Origin of the sequence: Sphingopyxis sp. Root154 (genome assembly GCF_001427105.1) — a bacterium.
Classification (GTDB): Bacteria; Pseudomonadota; Alphaproteobacteria; order Sphingomonadales; family Sphingomonadaceae; genus Sphingopyxis.
The window spans coordinates 952,891-971,784 of sequence record NZ_LMGI01000002.1 but is presented as its reverse complement, the minus strand read 5'-3'; the positions used below and the strand labels follow the sequence as shown (position 1 = coordinate 971,784).

The window sequence follows — 18,894 nt, the reverse complement described above, 5'->3', positions numbered from 1 at the left end:
GCGAAATGGACGAGATGGGGTGGTCGCCGAACGACACCCTGGACCGGCCAACAAAAAAGGGAGGGCAACCGGTGCCCTCCCCTTCTTCTTTCGTTCGTCCCGCGTTACCTTGTCTTGAAGCGGACGCCTATGCGGAAGGACCGGCCCAGCAGGTCCGAATAGGTGCTGGCCGCGGCCAAGCCGGTTTCGGGCAGCAGCAACGGATCGGCGTCGAACAGGTTGGTGACGTTGAAGAAGAATTCCGCCTCCGATCCGCTCTTGACGCTGACCTTCTGCGTCAGGTTGAGGTCGACGTAGAAGGTGCCCTTGACGTGGTTGTTGTCATAGGTCGGGAACTGGCTGGTTGAGGTCGGGCACCCGGTCGTGCATTCGATCGCGTTGGCCAGATATTTGCCCGAACTGACGCCCCGGCCGACGACCGTGCCCGAGAAGGTCGGCGTCTCGAAATTGACGCTGGTGCGGAAGATCCACTTCGGAGTGCTGGCTTGCGTGCCAACGGCACCGACCGTGTTGATCGGTGTGACCCCGGCGATGCCGGTATCCGAGATGTTGTCGATGTAGCGCGTCGCCGTGCCTTTCAGCGTGATGGCGCTTTCACCGCCAACCGGCAGGCGATAGGCGGCGTCGAAATCGATGCCGCGTACCAGCTTGCTGACGAAGTTGAAGGGCTGGGTACGGATCAGCTTGTACGGGATAGTGGGCGTCGAGCGGATCGGATCGTCGGTGATCGCGTCGCAATATTCCTGCCGCCCTTCAAAACAGCGATTGATCGTCTCCTGTGCGGTGAGCGAATCGATCGCGCCTTCCAGGTCGATGCGGAAATAATCGACCGATGCGGTGAAGCCGGGCAGGAAGCGCGGCGTGACCACCGCGCCGATATTCCATGAATCCGCTTTTTCCGGCTGCAGATCCGGGTTGCCCGTCGTCAGACCCGAATAGGGGAAGAACTGCGGGCCGTTCGCAAGATCCGGTGTGAAGGCGGGGTTGCGTACCGAATCGCTGTTCGCGGTACCCGCCTGAAACAGCTCGTTCAGGTTCGGCGCACGAATGTCGCGCGACCGCGTCACGCGGAAACGGATATCCTCGATCGGTGCCCAGGTCGCGCCGAGTTTCCAGGTGGTGACATAGCCCGAGTTCGAATAATCGGTTGCGCGCACCGCGCCGTTGAACTCGAGGCCAAGGCCCAGCGGGACCACGGTTTCGAGATAGGCTTCCTTCACATTATAGCTGCCCTTGAACGGCAGATAATTGCCGACCGACCAGCGGTTCGACGTCGTGCCGTTGGGATTGATGACCGGCTGGAATTCCTCGGGCACGGTGCCGCGGATCTTCTCCTCACGATATTCGCCGCCGATCGCGATGCTGACGTCGCCCGCCCAGGTCGCGAAGGGCGTCAGCGACAGGTTGGCGCCGGTGACATATTGCTCGAGCACCTGCTTGCGATAGGGATCGCCGAGCACATAATCGATCGCCGCTGGATTGGCGACGCCAAGACCAAGGCGATTGAGCGGCACGCAGTTCGGATCATTGTTCGTGGTGACGGCGTCGACGTTGATCAGGCACTGGATCGAGCCGACCGCATAGCCGCCCGCGTTGCCGGCAGGTGCGAAGGCCGCGTTCGTCGCTGCCGCCATGCGCGCGACATGCATGATGTTGCGGAGCTGTTCGCGCAGGTCGGACCTGCCGTACTGGCCATACACGTCCCAGCGTGCCGCCTTGCCGAACGCGTCGAACTCGCCCTCGGCTCCAATGACATAGCGCTGGACCTCGCGGTTGTTGTTGATGCCGCGGAACGGCAGGTCGGCCGCGGTGGTCGTGATGCTGAAGTTGTCGACACCCGTGAGCGCCGCGGCACCCAGTGTTTGCAGCGCGAAGGCATTGCAGGTGATGGGGACCGGGGTGGCTGTGCAGCCGCGCGTATCGAGCGTCGCCGAGCCGAGGTTGGGACCGGCGTTGAAGAAGACTTCCTGCCGATTGTACGAACCCTCGGCAAAGATTTCGACGCCGTCAGCGACTTCGTAGCTCAGGCGGCCAAAGGCGCCCCAGCGATCATCCTTGGGGTTGAGGCCGATGCGCCGGCCCGAGTCATTGACCCGCCAATCGCCCCCGACCGTGCGTGTCACCGCGGCACTGCCACCGAGGACCGGCGAGTTGAATGAGCCATAATTGAACGGAATGACCTGGCCATTCACGCCGAAATAGCGGCCGCGGAGCGTATTGTTGGTGGTGCCCACCGAACCGGTGATGAAGCCCCCCGGCGCCTGGTTCGTCTGGCCGGCGTCACGCTGGAAGGTAATGAATTGGGGCAGGCCGTTCCCCGCGACATAGGCCGGGTTGGCAAAGGACAGATAGCCGCGGTGGTTCCACGGCCGGTCGTTCGGATCGATTTCGTAGATGCCGTCCTGATGCGCGATCTCGGCGTTGAAGATGGCATGGCCGCGGCCGTCGGCGAACGACATGCCGCCCGCGACGCTGCCCGAATAGTTGAAGCCGTCGCCCTTGTCGGTGAGGCCGATGTCGCCCGTGATGCGCAGCCCCTCCATCTTCTTGTTGAGGACGAAGTTAACGACGCCGGTGACGGCATCCGAACCATAGGCCGACGAGGCGCCGCCGGTGACCACCTCGACGCGGTCGACCAGCGCCTGCGGGATCGTGTTGATGTCGACCCAGCCGAAGATCGTCGAACCGACCGAACGGCGGCCGTCGACGAGGACCAGCACGCGGCCTTCGCCCAGGTTGCGCAGGTTGAGCGCGTTGATGCCCGCCGAACCGTTGGAAATGTTCAGGCGCGAGTTGCCCGGTTTGGTCGAGCCGGCGAGCTGCGGAAGCTGATTGACGAAGTCGGCGATGTTGTTCGACGGCGAGGTGTTCTGGATGTCCTTCTGCGTCAGCACGACCAGCGGGGTCGGCGCCTGGAAGCCGTCGCGCGCGACGCGCGATCCGGTGACGATGATCTGGTCGCCGGCCGCCGCTTCGACGCTGTCAGCAGGGGCGGTCGCCTCCTGCGCCAGCGCCGGCGCACCCTGGACCAGCGCCAGTACGGTCATCGCCGCGCCGAAACGGCCTTTGCGGCTCAGCGGTCGACGAATTGGTTCAAAATCACGCATATCAGCAGTCCCCTTTTTTGCCCGAGGGCCGAACCATATGTCGCCCGATGCGTGCCCCGCATTCGGTGCGCCAACTTGGCTCGCCCTATTGTCCCACCTGACCATTCGGCGGATGCTTCGCCCGCCTTTTTATATTTTAGTGATGTTCGTTGTACGGTCCGGCCATCGTCGCAGCCAAGGCGCGCAGACGGCCGGTTTCGTGACAACGAGGTTACAGGGTGGTTGCGGGGGGTCAACAGCTTGGCCACTAACCTGGCGATATGGACATATAGCCCGAAGATATGGCGTCGCTGAATAGCTTGCAGTTATAGGACGCGCCCCGCTTGCTATGGCCTTGGGGCGCGCGGCTGCGATAGGGTCGCGTTTCGTCATTTTCATATCTGATCGGGGAGGGCCTGTTGATCCAGCGCCGCGCGTTTTTGCTGGCTTCGGTCGCGCTTGTCGCGATGCCGGGAAGCCTTTTTGCGAAACCCAAGGTCAAGGGCGGGGCGCAAACCATCGGCCTGTCCGGCGCACGCGCGCCGGTCGAGGTGGTCGAGGACGAACTGGGCGTGCCGCACGTCCGCGCCGCCTCGCTGCACGACGCCTTCTTCGGGCAAGGCTATCTCGTGGCGCGTGACCGGCTGTTCCAGATCGACATGGAACATCGCCGCGACATGGGGCGGATGGCCGAGGCCTTCGGGCCGCGTTTCGTCGCCGCCGACAAGGCGGCACGGCTCTTCCTCTATCGAGGCGACATCGACGCCGAACTCGCGGCGCTGCCACCCGACGTGCTCGAATGCGCGCGCGGCTATGTCGCCGGGGTCAACGCCCGGATCGAGGAACTGGCCGCCGATCCGGCACAGCTGCCACTGGAATATGGCATTCTCGGGATCAGCCCGTTGCGCTGGGACATCCACGATCTGGTGCGCAATCGCGGCATCGGCATGGGTGACGCCGACGACGAGGTGCGCCGCGCGCAGCTTCAGGCGCGCGGGCTGCTCGACGCCGACCAGCTGATGATGCCGCTGCGCCCCGCCTGGTCCTTTACCGTGCCCGCAGGGCTCGACTGCGCGGCGGTGAGCGACGCCGACCTCGGCGTCCTCGATCCCGCAAGCCGCCCGATGGATTTCGATCCGGTGCAGGAAGCATCACTCGACCCCGAAGCGCGTTGGACCGATCGCTTCGCGCTGGGCAGCAATGCGTGGACGATCGCGCCGTCGCGCAGCGCGACGGGGCGGCCGATCCTCGCCAACGATCCGCATCTCGGCATCGGCCGCGCCAGCCCGCGGCATATGTGCCATCTGTCGGCGCCGGGGCTCGACGTCATCGGCGCGGGCGCGCCGGGGCTGCCCGGGATCATGCAGGGGCACACCGATCGCTTCGCCTTTGGCCGCACCAATTTCCACATCGACCAGACCGACCTGTTCATCCTACGCACCAAGGAAGGCGACCCCGGTCGATACTGGCACAAGGGCAAGTGGAAGGCGTTCGAGACCTTCGAGGACGAGATACGGGTCAAGGGCGCGCCGTCCGAGCGCGTGACTTTGCGTTATGCCGCGGGCCGTCCGATCGTGTCGCAGGATGCCGCGCGGAGCCGCGCGGTCGCCTTTGCCACGGTCAGCATGCTGCCCGGCGCCAACCAGCGTTTCGCGATTATCGCGATCAACCTGTCGAAGGATTGGGCGTCGCTGCGGCAGGCGTTCAAGCTGCACGTGTCGCCGACCAACCTCCATTATGCCGACATCGACGGCAACACGGGCTGGCAGACGATCGGCTTCACCCCGCGCCGGCCGAAGCACGACGGGCTGTTCCCCGCGCCGGGCGATGGCGCTTTCGACTGGAAGGACATCTTGCCGGTCGAGGATATGCCCCATGTCTATAACCCGCGCGAAGGCTGGTTCGCCTCGGCCAACCAGATGAACCTGCCGGCGGGCTATCCCTATCGCGAGCGGATCATCAGCTTCAGCTGGAGCGATCCCTTCCGCTACGATCGCGTCGCCGAGGTGCTGCGCAGCCAGCCGAAGCACCGGATCGAGGATAGCATCGCGCTCCAGCACGACGTCCAGTCGCTACCCGCGCGCGCGCTGCTGAAGCTGCTTCCCGCCAACCCCACGGCGGCGGCCGCCCCCGCGGCCGCCTTGCTCCGGCGATGGGATTGCGGGATCGAGGCGGATAGCGCGGCGGCGCTGCTGTATGAAATGGTGATGCCGGCGCTATCGACGGCCTTTTACGACCGGATCGTGCCCGCGGCGGCGCGCGATCTGATCGCGTCGGTCAATTTGTCAGAAATGCTGCGCCTCCTCGCCGCGCCCGACAAAAGGCTGGGCGCCGATCCCGCCGCGGCGCGCGACGCGCTGGTCGACGGTGCGCTGGCGGCCGGATGGACGAAAGCGGTCGAACTCGGCGGCCCCGATCCGGCGCGCTGGAAGTGGGGCGATCTGCACCGCGTCACGATCGCGCATCCGATGGCGTCGAACCCCGCGATCGCCGCCGCCTTTCCACGGATCGAGGGCGGCCGGTCGGGCGGTGACGGGACGACGCCGATGGCGCGCGGCTTCAACCCCAAACGCGGCTTCAATGTGTCGCACGGCGCGAGCTATCTGTTCGTCGCCGACGTCGGCGCTTGGGACAACAGCCGCTTCCTGCTGCTGCCCGGCCAGTCCGCCGATCCGCGCTCGCCGCGTTACCGCGACTTTTATCCCTATTGGCTGGCGGGGGCGATGCAGCCTTTGTGGTTCAGCAAGGCGGCGGTCGACCGGCATGCCGCCAATCGACTGGTGCTGACGCCCGCTTAAAGCGCTTCGGCGATGGCAACGAGCGCGCGGTCGACCGCTGCGGTGGCCTGGGCATCGGTGCCGTCGGGCATGTCGTTCGCCAGCGCCGAGAAGATCAGCGTCTTGCCGCTGCGCGTCGTAAGATAACCGGACAGCGCGCGCGATGCGTTGAGCGATCCGGTTTTGGCGAACAGCTTACCCTCCAGGATCGTGCCCTTGAAGCGGCTCTGCAGCGTGCCGTCGCGTCCGGCGATCGGCAGCGTGCCCCGCCACGCCATGCTCCACGGCTGGCGCGCGATCCAGCCGAGCAGGCCGACGGCGGCGCGCGGCGTGATGCGGTTATAGCTCGACATGCCCGACCCGTCGGCAAAGAAATAACCGGTCGCGGGCAGCCCCGCCTCGCCCATCACCCGGCGCATCACCGCCTGCCCGTCGGCGATCGAGCCGCTGCCCGCCTGCCGCGCGACGCGCCGCAGCATCAGTTCGGTGTGGAGATTCTGGCTCTCCTTGTTGATCCTCACCATATTTTCGGCGAGCGACGGCGCGGGTAATTCGGCGAGCATCGCGGGTTCGGCGGGCAGCTTGGCGGGCGCGCCCTTGCGGTTCTCGGGATCGTCGGCGGGCGTCAGCGGCCGGTGGCGCACCTCGATATCACCATCGACGCGTACCCCGCGCGCGCGCAGCAGTTCGCTGAGGCGCCACGCAGCATGGTTCGCCGGATCGTCGATGCCATAGCGCAGCGTCAGAGGCTCGACCTCGGTGCCGACGGTGCCCGTCAGGCGAAGGACGCGGCTATTCGGCATGCGGTCGGCTTCGATCTTCTCTTCCTTACCCGCAACGGTCGTGACTCGATTTTCGATGATATAATAGCCGGATGTCTGCACGCCGGGTGCGGCGCCGGGCGCGCCCGGTGCCAGCTTCACCACCAGCTCATTGTCATCGAGTGTTAGCGCGGACGTGCCGGTGCCGTAACGTGACTGGATATTGTTCCAGCTCATCCCCGGGCCCCAGCGCTCATCGGGGAACCAGCTGTCGTCGCCGATGATGTTGCGGACGTGGCGCGTCTTCGTGGCAACAGCGTCGGCGAGCGTCTGCAGGCAATCGACCCTGCAATCGTCGGCGCTCGACAGCAGCGCGTCGCCGCGACCGTGCAGCACGACGTCGACCGCGCCATCGGCATGCGTTTCGAGGCGCACGCCGGTGCCTTTTGCGGTCCGCTGGAGCAACGGCAGCTCGGCATAGGCGATCGCGGTCGTGAACATCTTGGTGTTCGACGCGGGGATGAAACGCTGGTCGGGTGCGATCGACAGCAGCACTTCGCCGTCGAGCGTAGTGACGAGCAGGCCGAAGCGCGACCCTGCGGGTCCCTCGGCCAGTTTCTGTTCGACCGTCGTCAGTAGCGGCGCCGGCGCCGGGTTCGTCTGGGCATGGGCCGCGGTCAGCGAAAGTGCGAGCGCAGAAGCGAGTGCGAAGCGTCCAATCGATCTCGTCATATTATGTCCGTTTGTCCCAGGCTGTAATGACCCGCTCGCCCACCGCGGGGCGCAGGGTAGTAATGCCGCTGTCGGCGTGGCGGGTCGGGTGGACCCGGTTGGTGAGCAAGGTCCAGGCGAGGCCGCGCTCGAAATCGATCCACAGCCCGGTGCCGGTGAAACCGGTATGGCCGATCGTCTCGGCCGAACAGGCATCGCCGCCATGCCATCCGGCAAAGGCGCGCTCCCAGCCCGAGGTGCGGTGGCGTTCGTCCGCGGTGCGGACTTCGTCCATCATCGCGGGCGACAGCATCGAGCCATCAAGCATCGCGCGCGCAAAACCCAATACGCCATCGACCGTGCCGAACAGCCCCGCATGCCCCGGCGCGCCGCCGAGGGCGAAGGCATTTTCGTCGTGGACCTCGCCCTTCATCACGCGCCCGCGCCAGCTGCAATTTTCCGTCGCGACCGCCGGACCGGGCGGCGGGCCGAAGCCGAGTCCCTCGCCGAGCGGCCAGTCCCAGAGCGCCGCGCCGGTGATCCGCTCGATCGCGATGCCGAGCAGAATGAAATTGATGTCCGAATAGACCGGCGGTCCGTGGCGCCATTCGCGCTGCAGGACAAAGGCGCGAAGCCGCGCCGGATCGTCGCCATAGGTATAGATGGGCTCGACCGCGGGCAGGAAGCTGCGGTGCATCAGGCAGTCGCGAAAGGTCAGCCGGCGCTCGGCGGCACCCGTGACATCATATTGGCGGAGGTCGGGGATCGCGTCGGTCAGCGGCCGGTCGAGGTCGAGGCGTCCCTGTTCGGCGAGTTTCATGATGATCGTGGTCGTCGCGATCACCTTGCTGAGCGAGGCGAGGTCGAACCAGTGATCGCGGGTCAGCGCCTCGCGCTCGGGGACAAGCGCGGCCATTCCGGCGAAGCGCACCGCGCTCGCGCCGTCGGCGGACACGATCCCCAGCGCGGCGCCAGGAATGCGGCCGGCCTCGACCGCTTCGAGCGCGGGCGCAAAGCCCCGTTCGCAAATCGCCTCGATCGTCATGTCGGCACGCGGCCTTTCACGCGCACGATGATGGGCAACAGGAAGATCGCGGCAAAACTCAGCGCGCCCGAAAGCAGGAAGAAACCGTCATAACCGATCTGCGTCTGCATCGAGCCAGATGCGCCCGCGAGCAGACGCGGGAGCAGGAAAGCGAAGCCCGAAAGCAGCGCATATTGCGCGCCGGGATAGGTCGGGCTGACGAGCATCGAGAGGTAAACGACGAACACCGCACCCGCGAACCCGTTGCCGAACTGGTCGACCGCGACCGAGGTGTAGAGGACGAACGCCGAGGGATCGCTGTGCCAGAGCCAGACATAGATCCAGTTGCCCGCCGCTGCCGTAACCGCACCGATCCCGAGCGTCCAGCCGAGCGACAGCCGCGTCGACAGAAAGCCGCCGAGTGCGACGCCGAGCATGCTTGCGGACAGCGCGACGACGCCATCGGCAATGCCGATCTGATGCAGGCTGTACCCCTTGTCGTTCCACAGCGGATGCGACAGCGTCAGCGTGAGTACGTCGCCCATGCGATAGAGCGAAACGAAAGCGAGCACCGCGAGCACGGGTGTGCCGTAACGCCAGAACAGTTCGACGTAAGGCGCGGCGAAGGTTGATACGTTCGAAAGGGCATAGGCGGGCAGGCGGCGAATGCGCGGCAAGGCGAGCGCCAGCGCGACGAAGGGCAGCAAGGCGATCGCCAATACAATCGGCGTGACGTTGGTCTTCGCCGAAATGCCCGCACCTTGGACCGCCGAGAGCAGCGCCCAGCCGATCACAGCGGTGACGATTGCGGTGGCGAGTATGACGAACAGGCTGGCGAGCGTTCCCGCGACGAGTGCCTGCGTCCGGCCCCCGGTGCCTTCGCGTTCGGGCCGCATCGCCGCGAGGATCGGGAAGGGCAGGAAGGCGGCGACAGCGATCACGAGATAGGCCCAGGTCCAGTCGGCCCACGCGGCAACGAGGATTGCGCCGCTTCCCGCCGCGACCATCGCGCTGCGATAACCCCACAGGTTTGCGGCGACGATCGGCGCCTGCTCGGCCTGCGTCGGCGCGAGTTCGATACGCCAGCCGTCGGCGGCAACCTCCAATGTCGTCGTCCAGAAGGCGAGCAGGACCGCGAACAGCGCGGTGAGCGGCAGGCTCTTGTCGCTCGACGTGAAGGCCATCGCGACCATCGAGAGGAAGATGCCGAGCTGCGAGAGCATGATCCACCCGCGCCTTCGTCCCCAGAAGCGCGCGAACCCCGGCACGTCATATCGCTCGATCAGCGGAGCCCAGGCGAATTTGAACGTCGGCAGCAATGCGATCCACGCGAAAAAGCCGATGATGACGATATCGACGCCGTGCCGCGCGAGGCGCAGCGTCAGCACCGCGTTGAACATGTAAAAGGGCAATCCGGCAGAAAAGCCCAGCAGCAGATAAAGGCCCAGCAAGCGCCGCGTCGAAGGCTTGGCGGGCAGGTCGCCCGCCAGCACGCCGGCAACGGCCTCGGCGGCGGCTACGGTCACGCCTTTTCCTCGGGCTCGATGGCGTTTTCCCAGCGCGCGACGACGCTGGTGACCGTGAGGTTCGCACTCGCGCTTGCGACGGTGCGCGTCATGTCGAGGAGCCGGTCAAAGGGCAGGACGAAGCCGACGACGAGCGCGGTCTGTTCGGGCGACACGCCGACCGCGGAGAGGACGGCGGCGAGCATGAAGAGTGACGCCGATGGGATCGGCGCGGTGCCGAACGCCGCGAGCGCGCCGGTGAGCAGGACGATCGCCAGCATCGGCAGGTCGGGTTCGACGCCGACCGCCTGCAACGCGAAAATGCTGAGCAGGCCGACGTACATCGCGGTGCCATCCTTGCCGATGCTCGCACCGATCGGCAGCACGGTCTTGGCGACCCCGGGCGCGATGCGCAGGTCTTCGAGCGCGATGCGCAGCGCGACGGGCAGGGTGGCCGCAGAAGATGCGGTCGAAAAGGCAACCGCCAGCGCGTCGACGATCGTGCGGTAGAAGCGGAGCACCGGCCGCCGCGCGACGAACGCGATCAGTGGCACATGAACGAGCAGGATTTGCAGCACCACCCCTGCCGCGACGCCCACCGCCAGCCAGCCGATGTTGGCGAACACCGCGACGCCATTGTCGGCGACCGCTTTCGCGATCAGCGCCAGCACGCCGAAAGGGGTGATTTCCATGACGATCCGCACCAGCTGGAACAGCACCTGTCCCGCCGATTGCAGCAGGTCGGCCATCGGGCGCCCCGCTTCCCCGGCGAGGATGACGCCGAAGCCGAAAAGCATGGAAAAGAAGATGATCGCGAGCATGTCGCCCTCGACCAGCGCCTGCACGATATTGACGGGGACGATGCCGACCAGCTGGTCGTGCAGCGACTTGGGCTCGCCGAGGGCGTGCGGGACGGCGCTGCCGAGCGCGGCGCCCTGTCCGGGTTCGAGCAGCAGGCCGACGATCATGCCGATCGACACCGCGCAGAATGTGGTCGCGGCGAACAGGCCGACCGTGCGCGCGCCGACCGAGCCCAGCTTGCGCGGGTCGGCGAGCGCGGTGACGCCCGACGCGATGCTGATGAAGACGATCGGGACAACGAGCATCCGGATCACACGGACGAACAATTCGCCGATGAAGGCGATCGCGCCGGTCGCGGCAGGCCACAGGAGCCCCAGCAGCACGCCGACGACCATCGCGCCCAATACGCGTTGCCACAGCGGCACTGCGAACCAGCCGCGAAGAAACCCCGTCATCCGTCCCCCTGTTTTATCGTATCAAATACCGCCCCAGAAACCGGGCCGCGGCGGCGCCATGATACCGTTCGCCGCGCTGACCCCGCCCGGCCGATCCTCTGCAAGCCAGAGCGGTCCGTCAAGGTCGACGAAGCTGCTCGTCGCCGCAATCGCCCACGCCGGCGCGATCGAGAGCGACGAACAGATCATGCAGCCCGTCATCACGCCCAGCCCGCGCGCCCGCGCCGCCTGCGCCAGATCGAGCGCTGCGGTGAGGCCGCCGGTCTTGTCGAGCTTGATGTTCACGACCGCATAGCCATCGGGAAGGCTGCCCAAATCGGCCGCGACATGCACCGATTCATCGGCCGCGATCGGGATCGCCGAGCGGAAACCGACGAGGTCGCTATCGGCGTCGGCGGGCAGCGGCTGTTCGAGCAGGTCGATACGCAGATCGGTCATCAGCCCCTGCAAGTCGCGGACCTCGGCGATCGTCCAGCTTTCATTGGGATCGACGATGATTTTGGGTTTGGGCGCTGCGGCGCGGACGGCCTTGAGTTGCGCGGCGGGATCGCTCTGGTCAACCTTCACCTTGACCAGCGGTGCGTCGGCGAGCGCTGCGGCGGCGAGCGCCATGCGGTCGGGGGTGTCGAGGCTGACCGTCATCGCGGTGACGATCGGGCGCAGCGGTCGTTCGAGGCCCAGCGCCGCCGCGACATCGCTTCCCGCGCGCCGCAGTTCGAGATCCCACAGCGCGCAGTCGACTGCATTGCGCGCGGCGCCGGCGGGCATCAACTCCAGCAATTCCTGCCGGCCGAGCCCGTGCTCGATCGCCTCGCGCGCCGCTTCGATCGCGAGAACTGTGCTTTCGACATCCTCGCCATAGCGGGGGTAGGGAACGCATTCGCCGCGTCCGGTGACACCGTCCTGCGCGATGGCGACGGTCACCACCTGCGCCGCGGTCTTGACCCCCCGTGATATGCGAAACGGCGTGTGCAGCGGCAGGATTTCGCCGGCGACGGTCAGGATGCGGGGCATCGTCGGGCGATCAGACGGTTTCGGCGGTGGCGTGCATATCGAGCAGCCGGTCGAGGATCGCCTCGACCCCGAAGCGATAGGGATCGCTGGTCGGCAGCCCGAACTCGGCCTCGGTCGCGGCACACAAGGCGCGCGCCGCATCCTCGAGCATCGCCGAGGTGTTGAGCGCGATGCCGACTACCCGCACATCGGCACTCGTCAGCCGCGCCACGCGCAGATTGGCCTCCAGCGTTTCGGATATGCCGGGCAGCGGATAATGCGGCAGGCCGCGCATATGCGGACGCACCGGGTCGTGGCAGAGGACGAGCGCATCGGGCTGTGCGCCGTGAAGCAGGCCTGTCGACACCCCGGCGAAGGAGGGGTGATAAAGCGAGCCCTGGCCTTCGATCAGGTCCCAGCCATCGTCGGTGCGCGCGGGCGAAATCTGTTCGATCGCGCCCGAGATGAAGTCGGCGACCACGGCATCGAGCGGAACGCCGTCGCCCGCGATCAATATGCCGGTCTGTCCGGTCGCACGGAAATCGGCGGCGACGCCGCGCTTTTCGAGCGCGCTCGCGAGGCACAGCGTCGTATACATCTTGCCGACCGAACAATCGGTGCCGACGGTCAGCAGCCGTTTGCCCGCGCGCGGCTTGCCATTGCCGATCGGAATGTCGGGCCGCGGGTCGCGCACATCGTGGAGTTTGCGGCCGAGCCGCGCCGCGGCTGCAATCAGGCGCGGTTCGGCGTTGAGCCGGTGGTGCAGCCCCGATGCGATGTCGAACCCGGCGTCCATCGCGGCGAGCGCATCGACGATCAGATCCTCGCCGAGCTTGCCGCCCGCATTGGCGATGCCGAGCACCAGCGTCCGCGCGCCGGCGGCGTACGCTGCGGCGAAATCCATCCGCGGCAGGTCCAGAGTCAGCGGGCAATCGTCGTGACGATATTCGCCGACACAAATGTCGGGGCGGAACACCGCGAGCCCGCGCGAGGTCTTGATGTCGGCGGGGTCGCTGGAGTGGCCGAGGTAGAGAAGATAGGGCGTTTCGATCATGGATCCGGGAAACCTGCGTGATGATGAGCGGCCGATATTATCCCCAGCGGCCGTATCGCCCCAATATCTAGCGCCCCATATACTATAGCTTGATGCTATAGCCCCTCGATCACCGTTGCGAGCACCGCGAGGAACGCCGACGCGGTTCGCGACGGCGGGCGGTTCTGCAAATAGACCGCGTTGATGTCGAAGGTGATCGCGGGCTGCAGCGGCCGGCTCGAGAGCCCGGGGGGCAGCGCGGCATGCGCGGTGAAATTGTCGACGATCGCCATGCCGACCCCCGCGCTTACCAGCGCCGCGGCGACATAATAGGTGCGCGCCGACACCACTTCGTCGAGCACGACCTCGAGCCGGCTGAGCTCGCTCGACAGCATCCGTCCGATCGGGCCGCCTTGCACCGGGCTGATGAACTTGTGCCCGCGGAGCTCGTCGAGGTGCAGGCGCGGTGGTGCGCCGGGCATATCCTCTTCGCGATAGATGACGACCAGCTCGCCCTCGCCGATCACCTGATGCGCGACGGGCGCCGACAACGGCACCTCGAAACTGATCGCGATGTCGGTTTCATGTTCGTAGAGTTTGCGCACCATTTCGTCGTGATGGAGCGTCTGGAGGTCGAACATGATATCCGCATGGTCGCCCATGAAGCGCGCGACCGCCTCGGGAATCGCGCCGAGCCCGAGCGACGGAAGCGCCGAAATGCGGAGCAGCCCGCCGCGTCCATGGCGCAGATTCTGGCACGCCTGACGCAGCGAACGCACGCGGTCCTGAATGTCGGAGACTTCGGCGAACAGCGTGTGCGCGTCCTGCGTCGGGATCAGCCGCCCTTTCGACCGTTCGAACAGGGTCAGGCCGATCGAACGTTCGGCATGGCGCAGCACCTTCGTCACCGACGGCTGCGACACGTTGAGCGACCGCGCCGCGGCGCTGACCGTGCCGTGCAGGAAGACCGCGTGGAATATCTCGATCTGGCGCAGGTTCATCCCGTTACGATCCCGAAGTTGCGACACCGGGGCATGCGATTGCCCCTTGTTTTGGCCGGATATTGTTGTGGCTTTGATCTCTATGCCATCGGGTTATAGGGGGTGCAACAACGCTGTCTGGACGCGGGATGTCTGTTCGAGACATCCTCCCCACCGGAAAACGCACATGGAAGGATCACGCCGATGCCCCAACCGCTTGCCTCGCTTTCGGTTCGCCGGACAATCGGTTCGCTGTCGGTCGCCGCGGCGCTGCTCTGCGTTGCCGGAGCGGCGGCGAAGGCGGACGAGGCGGTCGATGTGATCATCCGCGGCGGTACGATTTATGACGGCGGCGAGGGTAAGCCCTTTGTCGGCGATGTCGCCATTCGCGGCGATCAGATCGTCTACGTCGGTAAATCCGGCCGCTATTCGGCGGGCAAGATCATCGACGCCAAGGGCATGATCGTCGCGCCGGGCTTCATCGATCCGCACACGCATGCCGACAGCTTCATCCGTTCGCCCGACAAGGCGCTGCGCGTCAACGCGGCGTGGCTCAATCAGGGGGCGACCACCGTGATGATCGGGGTTGACGGGTCGGGCACGCCCGATGTCGCGGAGGATAGCGGCAAGCTGGCGGCGTCGGGAATCGGCACCAATATCGTCCTGTTCGTCGGTTTCAATCCGGTTCGCCAGCGCGTGCTCGGACAGGATGCGCGCGCGCCGAACCCCGCCGAGCTCGACCGGATGAAGGCGCTGGTGGCCAAGGGCATGTGCGAAGGTGCCGTCGGCCTGTCGACCGGGCTTTTCTATGCGCCGCAAAGCTTCGCCGCGACGGACGAGGTCGTCGCGGTTGCGCGCGAGGCGGCGAGCCGCGGCGGCATCTACGACACCCATCAGCGCGATGAATCGAGCTACAGCATCGGCCTGCTCGGATCGGTTAAGGAGGCGATCGACATCGGACGGGAGGCCGGAATGCCGGTCCATTTCGCGCATCTGAAGGCGCTCGGCGTCGACGTCCATGGACAGGCCGGCGCGGTGATCGCCGCGATCGACGCCGCGCGCAAGTCGGGGGTCGATGTGACCGCCGACCAATATCCCTGGCTGGCGTCGGGATCGAGCCTCGACGCGTCGCTGCTGCCGCGCTGGGCGGTCGACGGCGGCGGGCCGGCGCTGTTGAAGCGGCTGGACGATCCCGCAACACTGGAACGGATACGCGGCGAGATGCAGGAAAATCTGCGCCGACGCGGCGGCGCGAAAGCGCTGCTGCTCATCGCGCAGGGTTTCCCCTGGACCGGAAAGACCCTCGCCGAGGTCGCCGCAGAATGGAAACTCGATAGCCGCGACGCCGCACTGCGCATTATCCGCCAGAGCGTCGAGGCGAAGGATCAGGGGCCGCGGGGCGGGGGCACCGCAGTCGCGTCGTTCAATATGGCGCAGGCCGACGTCGACCTGCTGATGAAGCAGCCGTGGATGGTGACATCGTCCGACGGATCGGACGGTCATCCACGTATGTTCGCGACCTTCCCCGAAAAATATGTGCGCTATGTTCGCGAGCGGAAGGTCATCGACCTCGCGACCTTCATCCGCCAGTCGACGGGGCGCACCGCCGACATCTACAAGCTCGACCGGCGCGGCTATCTGCGTCCCGGCTATTTCGCCGATGTGCTCGTCTTCGATCCCGATCAATATGCCCCGCGCGCCGATTATGTCCGCCCGCGCGAACTGAGCGTCGGCGTGCGAAAATTGTTCGTCAACGGCGCGCTGGCGGTCGACGACGGGCGGACGACCGGTGTCGCCGCCGGCCGCGCGCTGTTGCGGCCCCGTCCGGCCGGCTGCGCCGCACCGCTCCCGAGCTAAATTTTGCTCGCCGCCCTCAGGCAGGCGCGGGCACGGGCGTTGAGGGCCGCGCGAGCCGGATTGCGCCGATCAGCCCCGCGAGGGCGAAGGGAATGCCGATCCCGATCGCACCCCAGGCGACGGCCGAGAGGTTGGCGCTGCTGAGCCCCTCGCCAAAGCCCGCCGCATTTGCTCCCACCCCGGCGATCGCCGCGCCGATCGCACCACCCGCATTGCGTGCGGTGCCGATCGCGGCCGAGCCGCGCGTTCGCGATGCGTCGTCGAACGACCCGATGACCTGCTGCCCCAGAAACGCGTAGGACATGCCGAATCCACCGCCGAGAAAAGCCGCGAAAACGCCCGTGGCGAACAGGCTTTCGCGTTCCATCGACAGGGGAATCCCGATATTGCCCGCGAGGATCGCGGCCGCCCCGAATATGATCAGCCGCGGCTGCCAGCGCGCCGATGCACCCGACACGAAGAGCGATACCATTGTCCAGGCCAGCGCCTCGATGGCGACGACATAACCCGCCTCGAGCGCGCTCAGCTTCGCGCTGATCTGCAGCATCGCGGGCGCGTAAAGCGCAAAGGCGGTGCCCGCCGCGGTGGTGGCGAAATAGGTGAGGTAGGCGACGCCCAACGGGAAGGCGCTGCTGCGGCGCGGCAACAGCGCATTGTCGCTGGTGCGATCGATCGCGAACGCGGCCGCCAGCAAGAGCACGCCTCCCGTCAGGAGGACGGCCGGGACCAACAGGCCGCCGGTCACGCCCGCGGTCGCCACCGCGCCGATGCCCAGCGCAACGAGCGCCATGGTGGAGAGCGGGAGCCTGCTGTCGGTCCGGTGATCGGTCGGCGGCGGAACGAGGAACCAGCTCGCCACGGCGAACAGGACCGCCTGCGCCGCGAACAGCCAGAACACCCCGCGCCAAAGTCCCGCGTCGGCGAAAACGCCGCCGAGCAGCGGGCCGGCGAGCATGGCAATCCCCCAGACGGCGGTGCATAGCGCGAAGACCCGCGGCAGATGGCGGCCGGGAAACAGCATCGCCATGGCGACATAGATCAGCCCGCCGATCCAGCCCGCCGCCGCGCCCTGCACCACGCGGCCGGCGAGAAACAGTGCGATGCCGGGTGCTGCGGCGCTCATCACGCAGCCAAAAGCAAATGTGATGCCGGAAAGGATCATCGCTGCGCGCAGGCCAATACGTTCGGCCAGCCAGCCGGCGGACGCGCCTGCAACAACCAGTCCGGTCATGAAGCCCGATCCGGCCCAGCCAAACCAGGCGTATCCGTCGAGGTCCGCCCCGACGCTCGGCATAATCGTCGCGGTGACGAGCGAATCGGCCGCCACCACCCAGCAGCCGAGCAGGACCAGCGCGAGCGCGGGGCCACGGCCCCCCGCGAGCAGATCGCGCCAGACGGCGAGGCGGGGGACAGGCCGGGCGGGGGTTTGGCTATTCATGCGCACTCCAGTGAAAATCAGCGTCGCACGCCCTCTGCAACCTCTACCATGGTTGAGATCAAGCGATAAAAGCGCGCTCGGGCGACAATGCCACGCCGCGCGTCATTGACACGAGGGCGCCGCTCGGCTTTATCTAAAATCGAATTATTAAAGCGCCTATATTTTATGAATCGAGTCTGTTTGGCGGGGGGCGCCGGGCATTCGGATAAGCTTAAAGGACAATCCAGCGATGACCCTTAATCTTCCGGGTCTTGACCGGCGGCAATCGACGAAAAATGGTCCCGAAGCGCGCGATGCCCGGCTGACGCTCAGCCTTTCGGGCACCAATCTGGAGCGCGCGGGCGATTATAACCAGCGGATCGTGCTGCAGGCCATTCGCCTCACCGACGAAACGACGCGCAGCGACCTCGCGCGCGTCACCGGGCTGACGCCGCCGACGATCGTTAACATCACCAAGCGGCTGATCGACCTGGGTCTCGTCAAGCCGGCAGGGCGGCTCCAGGGAAAGCGCGGCCAGCCCGCGATGCGGATCGTCATCGATCCCGACGGCGCCTTTTCGATCGGCCTCAACATCGATCGCGATCATATCACGCTGGTGACGCTTGACCTCGCGGGCAAGATCCGCAGCCGCCACACGCGCGAGATCGCCTTCGCGCTGCCCGGAACGGTGGTCGATCACGTCCGCGAAATCCTGCCCGGACTGCTCGAAGAGGGCGGCGTCGATCGGGGGCGCATCCTTGGCGTCGGCGTTGCGCTGCCCGACGATCTCGGGCGAATTTCCTTGCCGCACCGGCCGACCGAATATGACGCGTGGGACGACATCGACCTTGGCGCGCTGCTCGGCGAAGTGCTCCCCTGGCCGCTGCACGCCGACAATGATGCCGCGTCGGCGGCGCTTGGCGAAGTCCACCTCGGCAACGGCATCGCGCTGCCCAGCTTCTTTTACCTGCTGATCAGCGCGGGCCTTGGCGGCGGCCTCGTTATCGACCGCAGCTATGTTCGCGGCGCGGATTCGCGGTCGGGCGAGATCTGGGCGCTGCCCGATCCCACGCGCGGCGAGGGCGCGAATGTGCAGGACACGGTTTCGCTGTCGGCGCTCTACGCCCGGCTGGAAGCGGCGGGACATATCGTCAACGGGCCCGAGGCGCTGATCGACGGCCCGGCGGCGCAGGAGGCGGTGATCGTCCAATGGCTCGACGATGCCGCCGACGTGCTCGTTCAGCCGCTGATCGCGGTCAATTGCCTGATCAATCCGGCCGCCATCCTCATCGGCGGGCGGCTTCCGGGCAAACTGGTCGACGCGCTTGTCGAGCGGCTCAACGCCCGGATGGCGGGGCGCAAGCTTCCCGTGGTGGCGCCGGTGCGGCGCGCCGAGGCGGCGGATGATGCGTCGGCGATCGGCGCCGCTATCATCCCGTTCCTCGACAATGTCCTGCCGTCCGAATCGATCCTGATGCAGGCGGGGCGCTGACG

At 66.5% G+C, this 18,894-nt stretch carries 12 protein-coding genes; 3 read left to right on the top strand and 9 right to left on the bottom strand.

Annotated features, from left to right (window positions below; translation table 11 throughout):
* Positions 1-104 precede the first annotated feature (104 nt).
* Complete coding sequence (locus tag ASD73_RS10270) at positions 105-3,107, bottom strand: TonB-dependent receptor plug domain-containing protein (protein ID WP_056372019.1); 3,003 nt, start codon at positions 3,105-3,107, stop codon at positions 105-107.
* Between the two features lie 398 nt (positions 3,108-3,505).
* On the opposite strand from ASD73_RS10270, the gene ASD73_RS10265 reads away from it, so the two are divergent.
* Complete coding sequence (locus ASD73_RS10265; RefSeq protein ID WP_056372017.1) at positions 3,506-5,884, top strand: penicillin acylase family protein; 2,379 nt, start codon at positions 3,506-3,508, stop codon at positions 5,882-5,884.
* On the opposite strand, the gene dacB is transcribed toward ASD73_RS10265, so the two are convergent.
* The 7 genes from dacB to ASD73_RS10230 all read right to left on the bottom strand — a co-directional run bounded on the left by dacB (position 5,881) and on the right by ASD73_RS10230 (position 14,147).
* On the bottom strand, positions 5,881-7,356 hold the full coding sequence (gene dacB / locus ASD73_RS10260) for a D-alanyl-D-alanine carboxypeptidase/D-alanyl-D-alanine endopeptidase (RefSeq protein WP_056372015.1): 1,476 nt from the start codon (positions 7,354-7,356) through the stop codon (positions 5,881-5,883). The two genes, ASD73_RS10265 and dacB, sit on opposite strands and share 4 nt — an antisense overlap.
* Position 7,357: 1 nt before the next feature.
* Complete coding sequence (locus ASD73_RS10255) at positions 7,358-8,380, bottom strand: serine hydrolase domain-containing protein (protein WP_056372013.1); 1,023 nt, start codon at positions 8,378-8,380, stop codon at positions 7,358-7,360.
* Positions 8,377-9,885: a permease gene (locus ASD73_RS10250; protein ID WP_235534305.1), complete on the bottom strand. Its 1,509-nt coding sequence runs from the start codon at positions 9,883-9,885 to the stop codon at positions 8,377-8,379. Before ASD73_RS10250 ends, ASD73_RS10255 begins: the two co-directional genes overlap by 4 nt.
* Complete coding sequence (locus ASD73_RS10245) at positions 9,882-11,120, bottom strand: dicarboxylate/amino acid:cation symporter (protein WP_056372010.1); 1,239 nt, start codon at positions 11,118-11,120, stop codon at positions 9,882-9,884. The genes ASD73_RS10250 and ASD73_RS10245 overlap by 4 nt, the downstream gene beginning before the upstream one ends.
* A gap of 21 nt (positions 11,121-11,141) precedes the next feature.
* On the bottom strand, positions 11,142-12,134 hold the full coding sequence (gene dgcA / locus ASD73_RS10240) for an N-acetyl-D-Glu racemase DgcA (RefSeq protein WP_056372008.1): 993 nt from the start codon (positions 12,132-12,134) through the stop codon (positions 11,142-11,144).
* 10 nt (positions 12,135-12,144) lie between these two features.
* Positions 12,145-13,167, bottom strand: coding sequence for an N-acetyltransferase DgcN (gene dgcN / locus ASD73_RS10235; protein ID WP_056372007.1), 1,023 nt, complete (start codon positions 13,165-13,167; stop codon positions 12,145-12,147).
* A 95-nt stretch (positions 13,168-13,262) separates the two neighbouring features.
* Positions 13,263-14,147 (bottom strand): LysR family transcriptional regulator, encoded by an 885-nt coding sequence (locus tag ASD73_RS10230; RefSeq protein WP_056372005.1) that lies wholly within the window; start codon positions 14,145-14,147, stop codon positions 13,263-13,265.
* A 183-nt stretch (positions 14,148-14,330) separates the two neighbouring features.
* Between ASD73_RS10230 and ASD73_RS10225 the strand changes: the two genes are divergently transcribed.
* Positions 14,331-15,983: an N-acyl-D-amino-acid deacylase family protein gene (locus ASD73_RS10225; protein ID WP_056372003.1), complete on the top strand. Its 1,653-nt coding sequence runs from the start codon at positions 14,331-14,333 to the stop codon at positions 15,981-15,983.
* 16 nt (positions 15,984-15,999) lie between these two features.
* Here ASD73_RS10225 and ASD73_RS10220 read toward each other — a convergent pair whose 3' ends face one another.
* Positions 16,000-17,421 (bottom strand): MFS transporter, encoded by a 1,422-nt coding sequence (locus ASD73_RS10220; protein WP_056372001.1) that lies wholly within the window; start codon positions 17,419-17,421, stop codon positions 16,000-16,002.
* 229 nt (positions 17,422-17,650) lie between these two features.
* On the opposite strand from ASD73_RS10220, the gene ASD73_RS10215 reads away from it, so the two are divergent.
* Positions 17,651-18,892, top strand: a complete 1,242-nt coding sequence (locus ASD73_RS10215) for an ROK family transcriptional regulator (RefSeq protein ID WP_056371999.1) — start codon at positions 17,651-17,653, stop codon at positions 18,890-18,892.
* The last annotated feature ends 2 nt before the right edge of the window (positions 18,893-18,894 follow it).

Bases quoted from the DNA above. Each gene is read 5' to 3' on its own strand.
- ASD73_RS10220 (WP_056372001.1), bottom strand. From the start codon at position 17,421: ATGAATAGCCAAACCCCCGCCCGGCCTGTCCCCCGCCTCGCCGTCTGG.
- ASD73_RS10255 (WP_056372013.1), bottom strand. From the start codon at position 8,380: ATGACGATCGAGGCGATTTGCGAACGGGGCTTTGCGCCCGCGCTCGAA.
- dacB (WP_056372015.1), bottom strand. From the start codon at position 7,356: ATGACGAGATCGATTGGACGCTTCGCACTCGCTTCTGCGCTCGCACTT.
- ASD73_RS10270 (WP_056372019.1), bottom strand. From the start codon at position 3,107: ATGCGTGATTTTGAACCAATTCGTCGACCGCTGAGCCGCAAAGGCCGT.
- ASD73_RS10215 (WP_056371999.1), top strand. From the start codon at position 17,651: ATGACCCTTAATCTTCCGGGTCTTGACCGGCGGCAATCGACGAAAAAT.
- dgcN (WP_056372007.1), bottom strand. From the start codon at position 13,167: ATGATCGAAACGCCCTATCTTCTCTACCTCGGCCACTCCAGCGACCCC.
- ASD73_RS10225 (WP_056372003.1), top strand. From the start codon at position 14,331: ATGCCCCAACCGCTTGCCTCGCTTTCGGTTCGCCGGACAATCGGTTCG.
- ASD73_RS10230 (WP_056372005.1), bottom strand. From the start codon at position 14,147: ATGAACCTGCGCCAGATCGAGATATTCCACGCGGTCTTCCTGCACGGC.
- dgcA (WP_056372008.1), bottom strand. From the start codon at position 12,134: ATGCCCCGCATCCTGACCGTCGCCGGCGAAATCCTGCCGCTGCACACG.
- ASD73_RS10245 (WP_056372010.1), bottom strand. From the start codon at position 11,120: ATGACGGGGTTTCTTCGCGGCTGGTTCGCAGTGCCGCTGTGGCAACGC.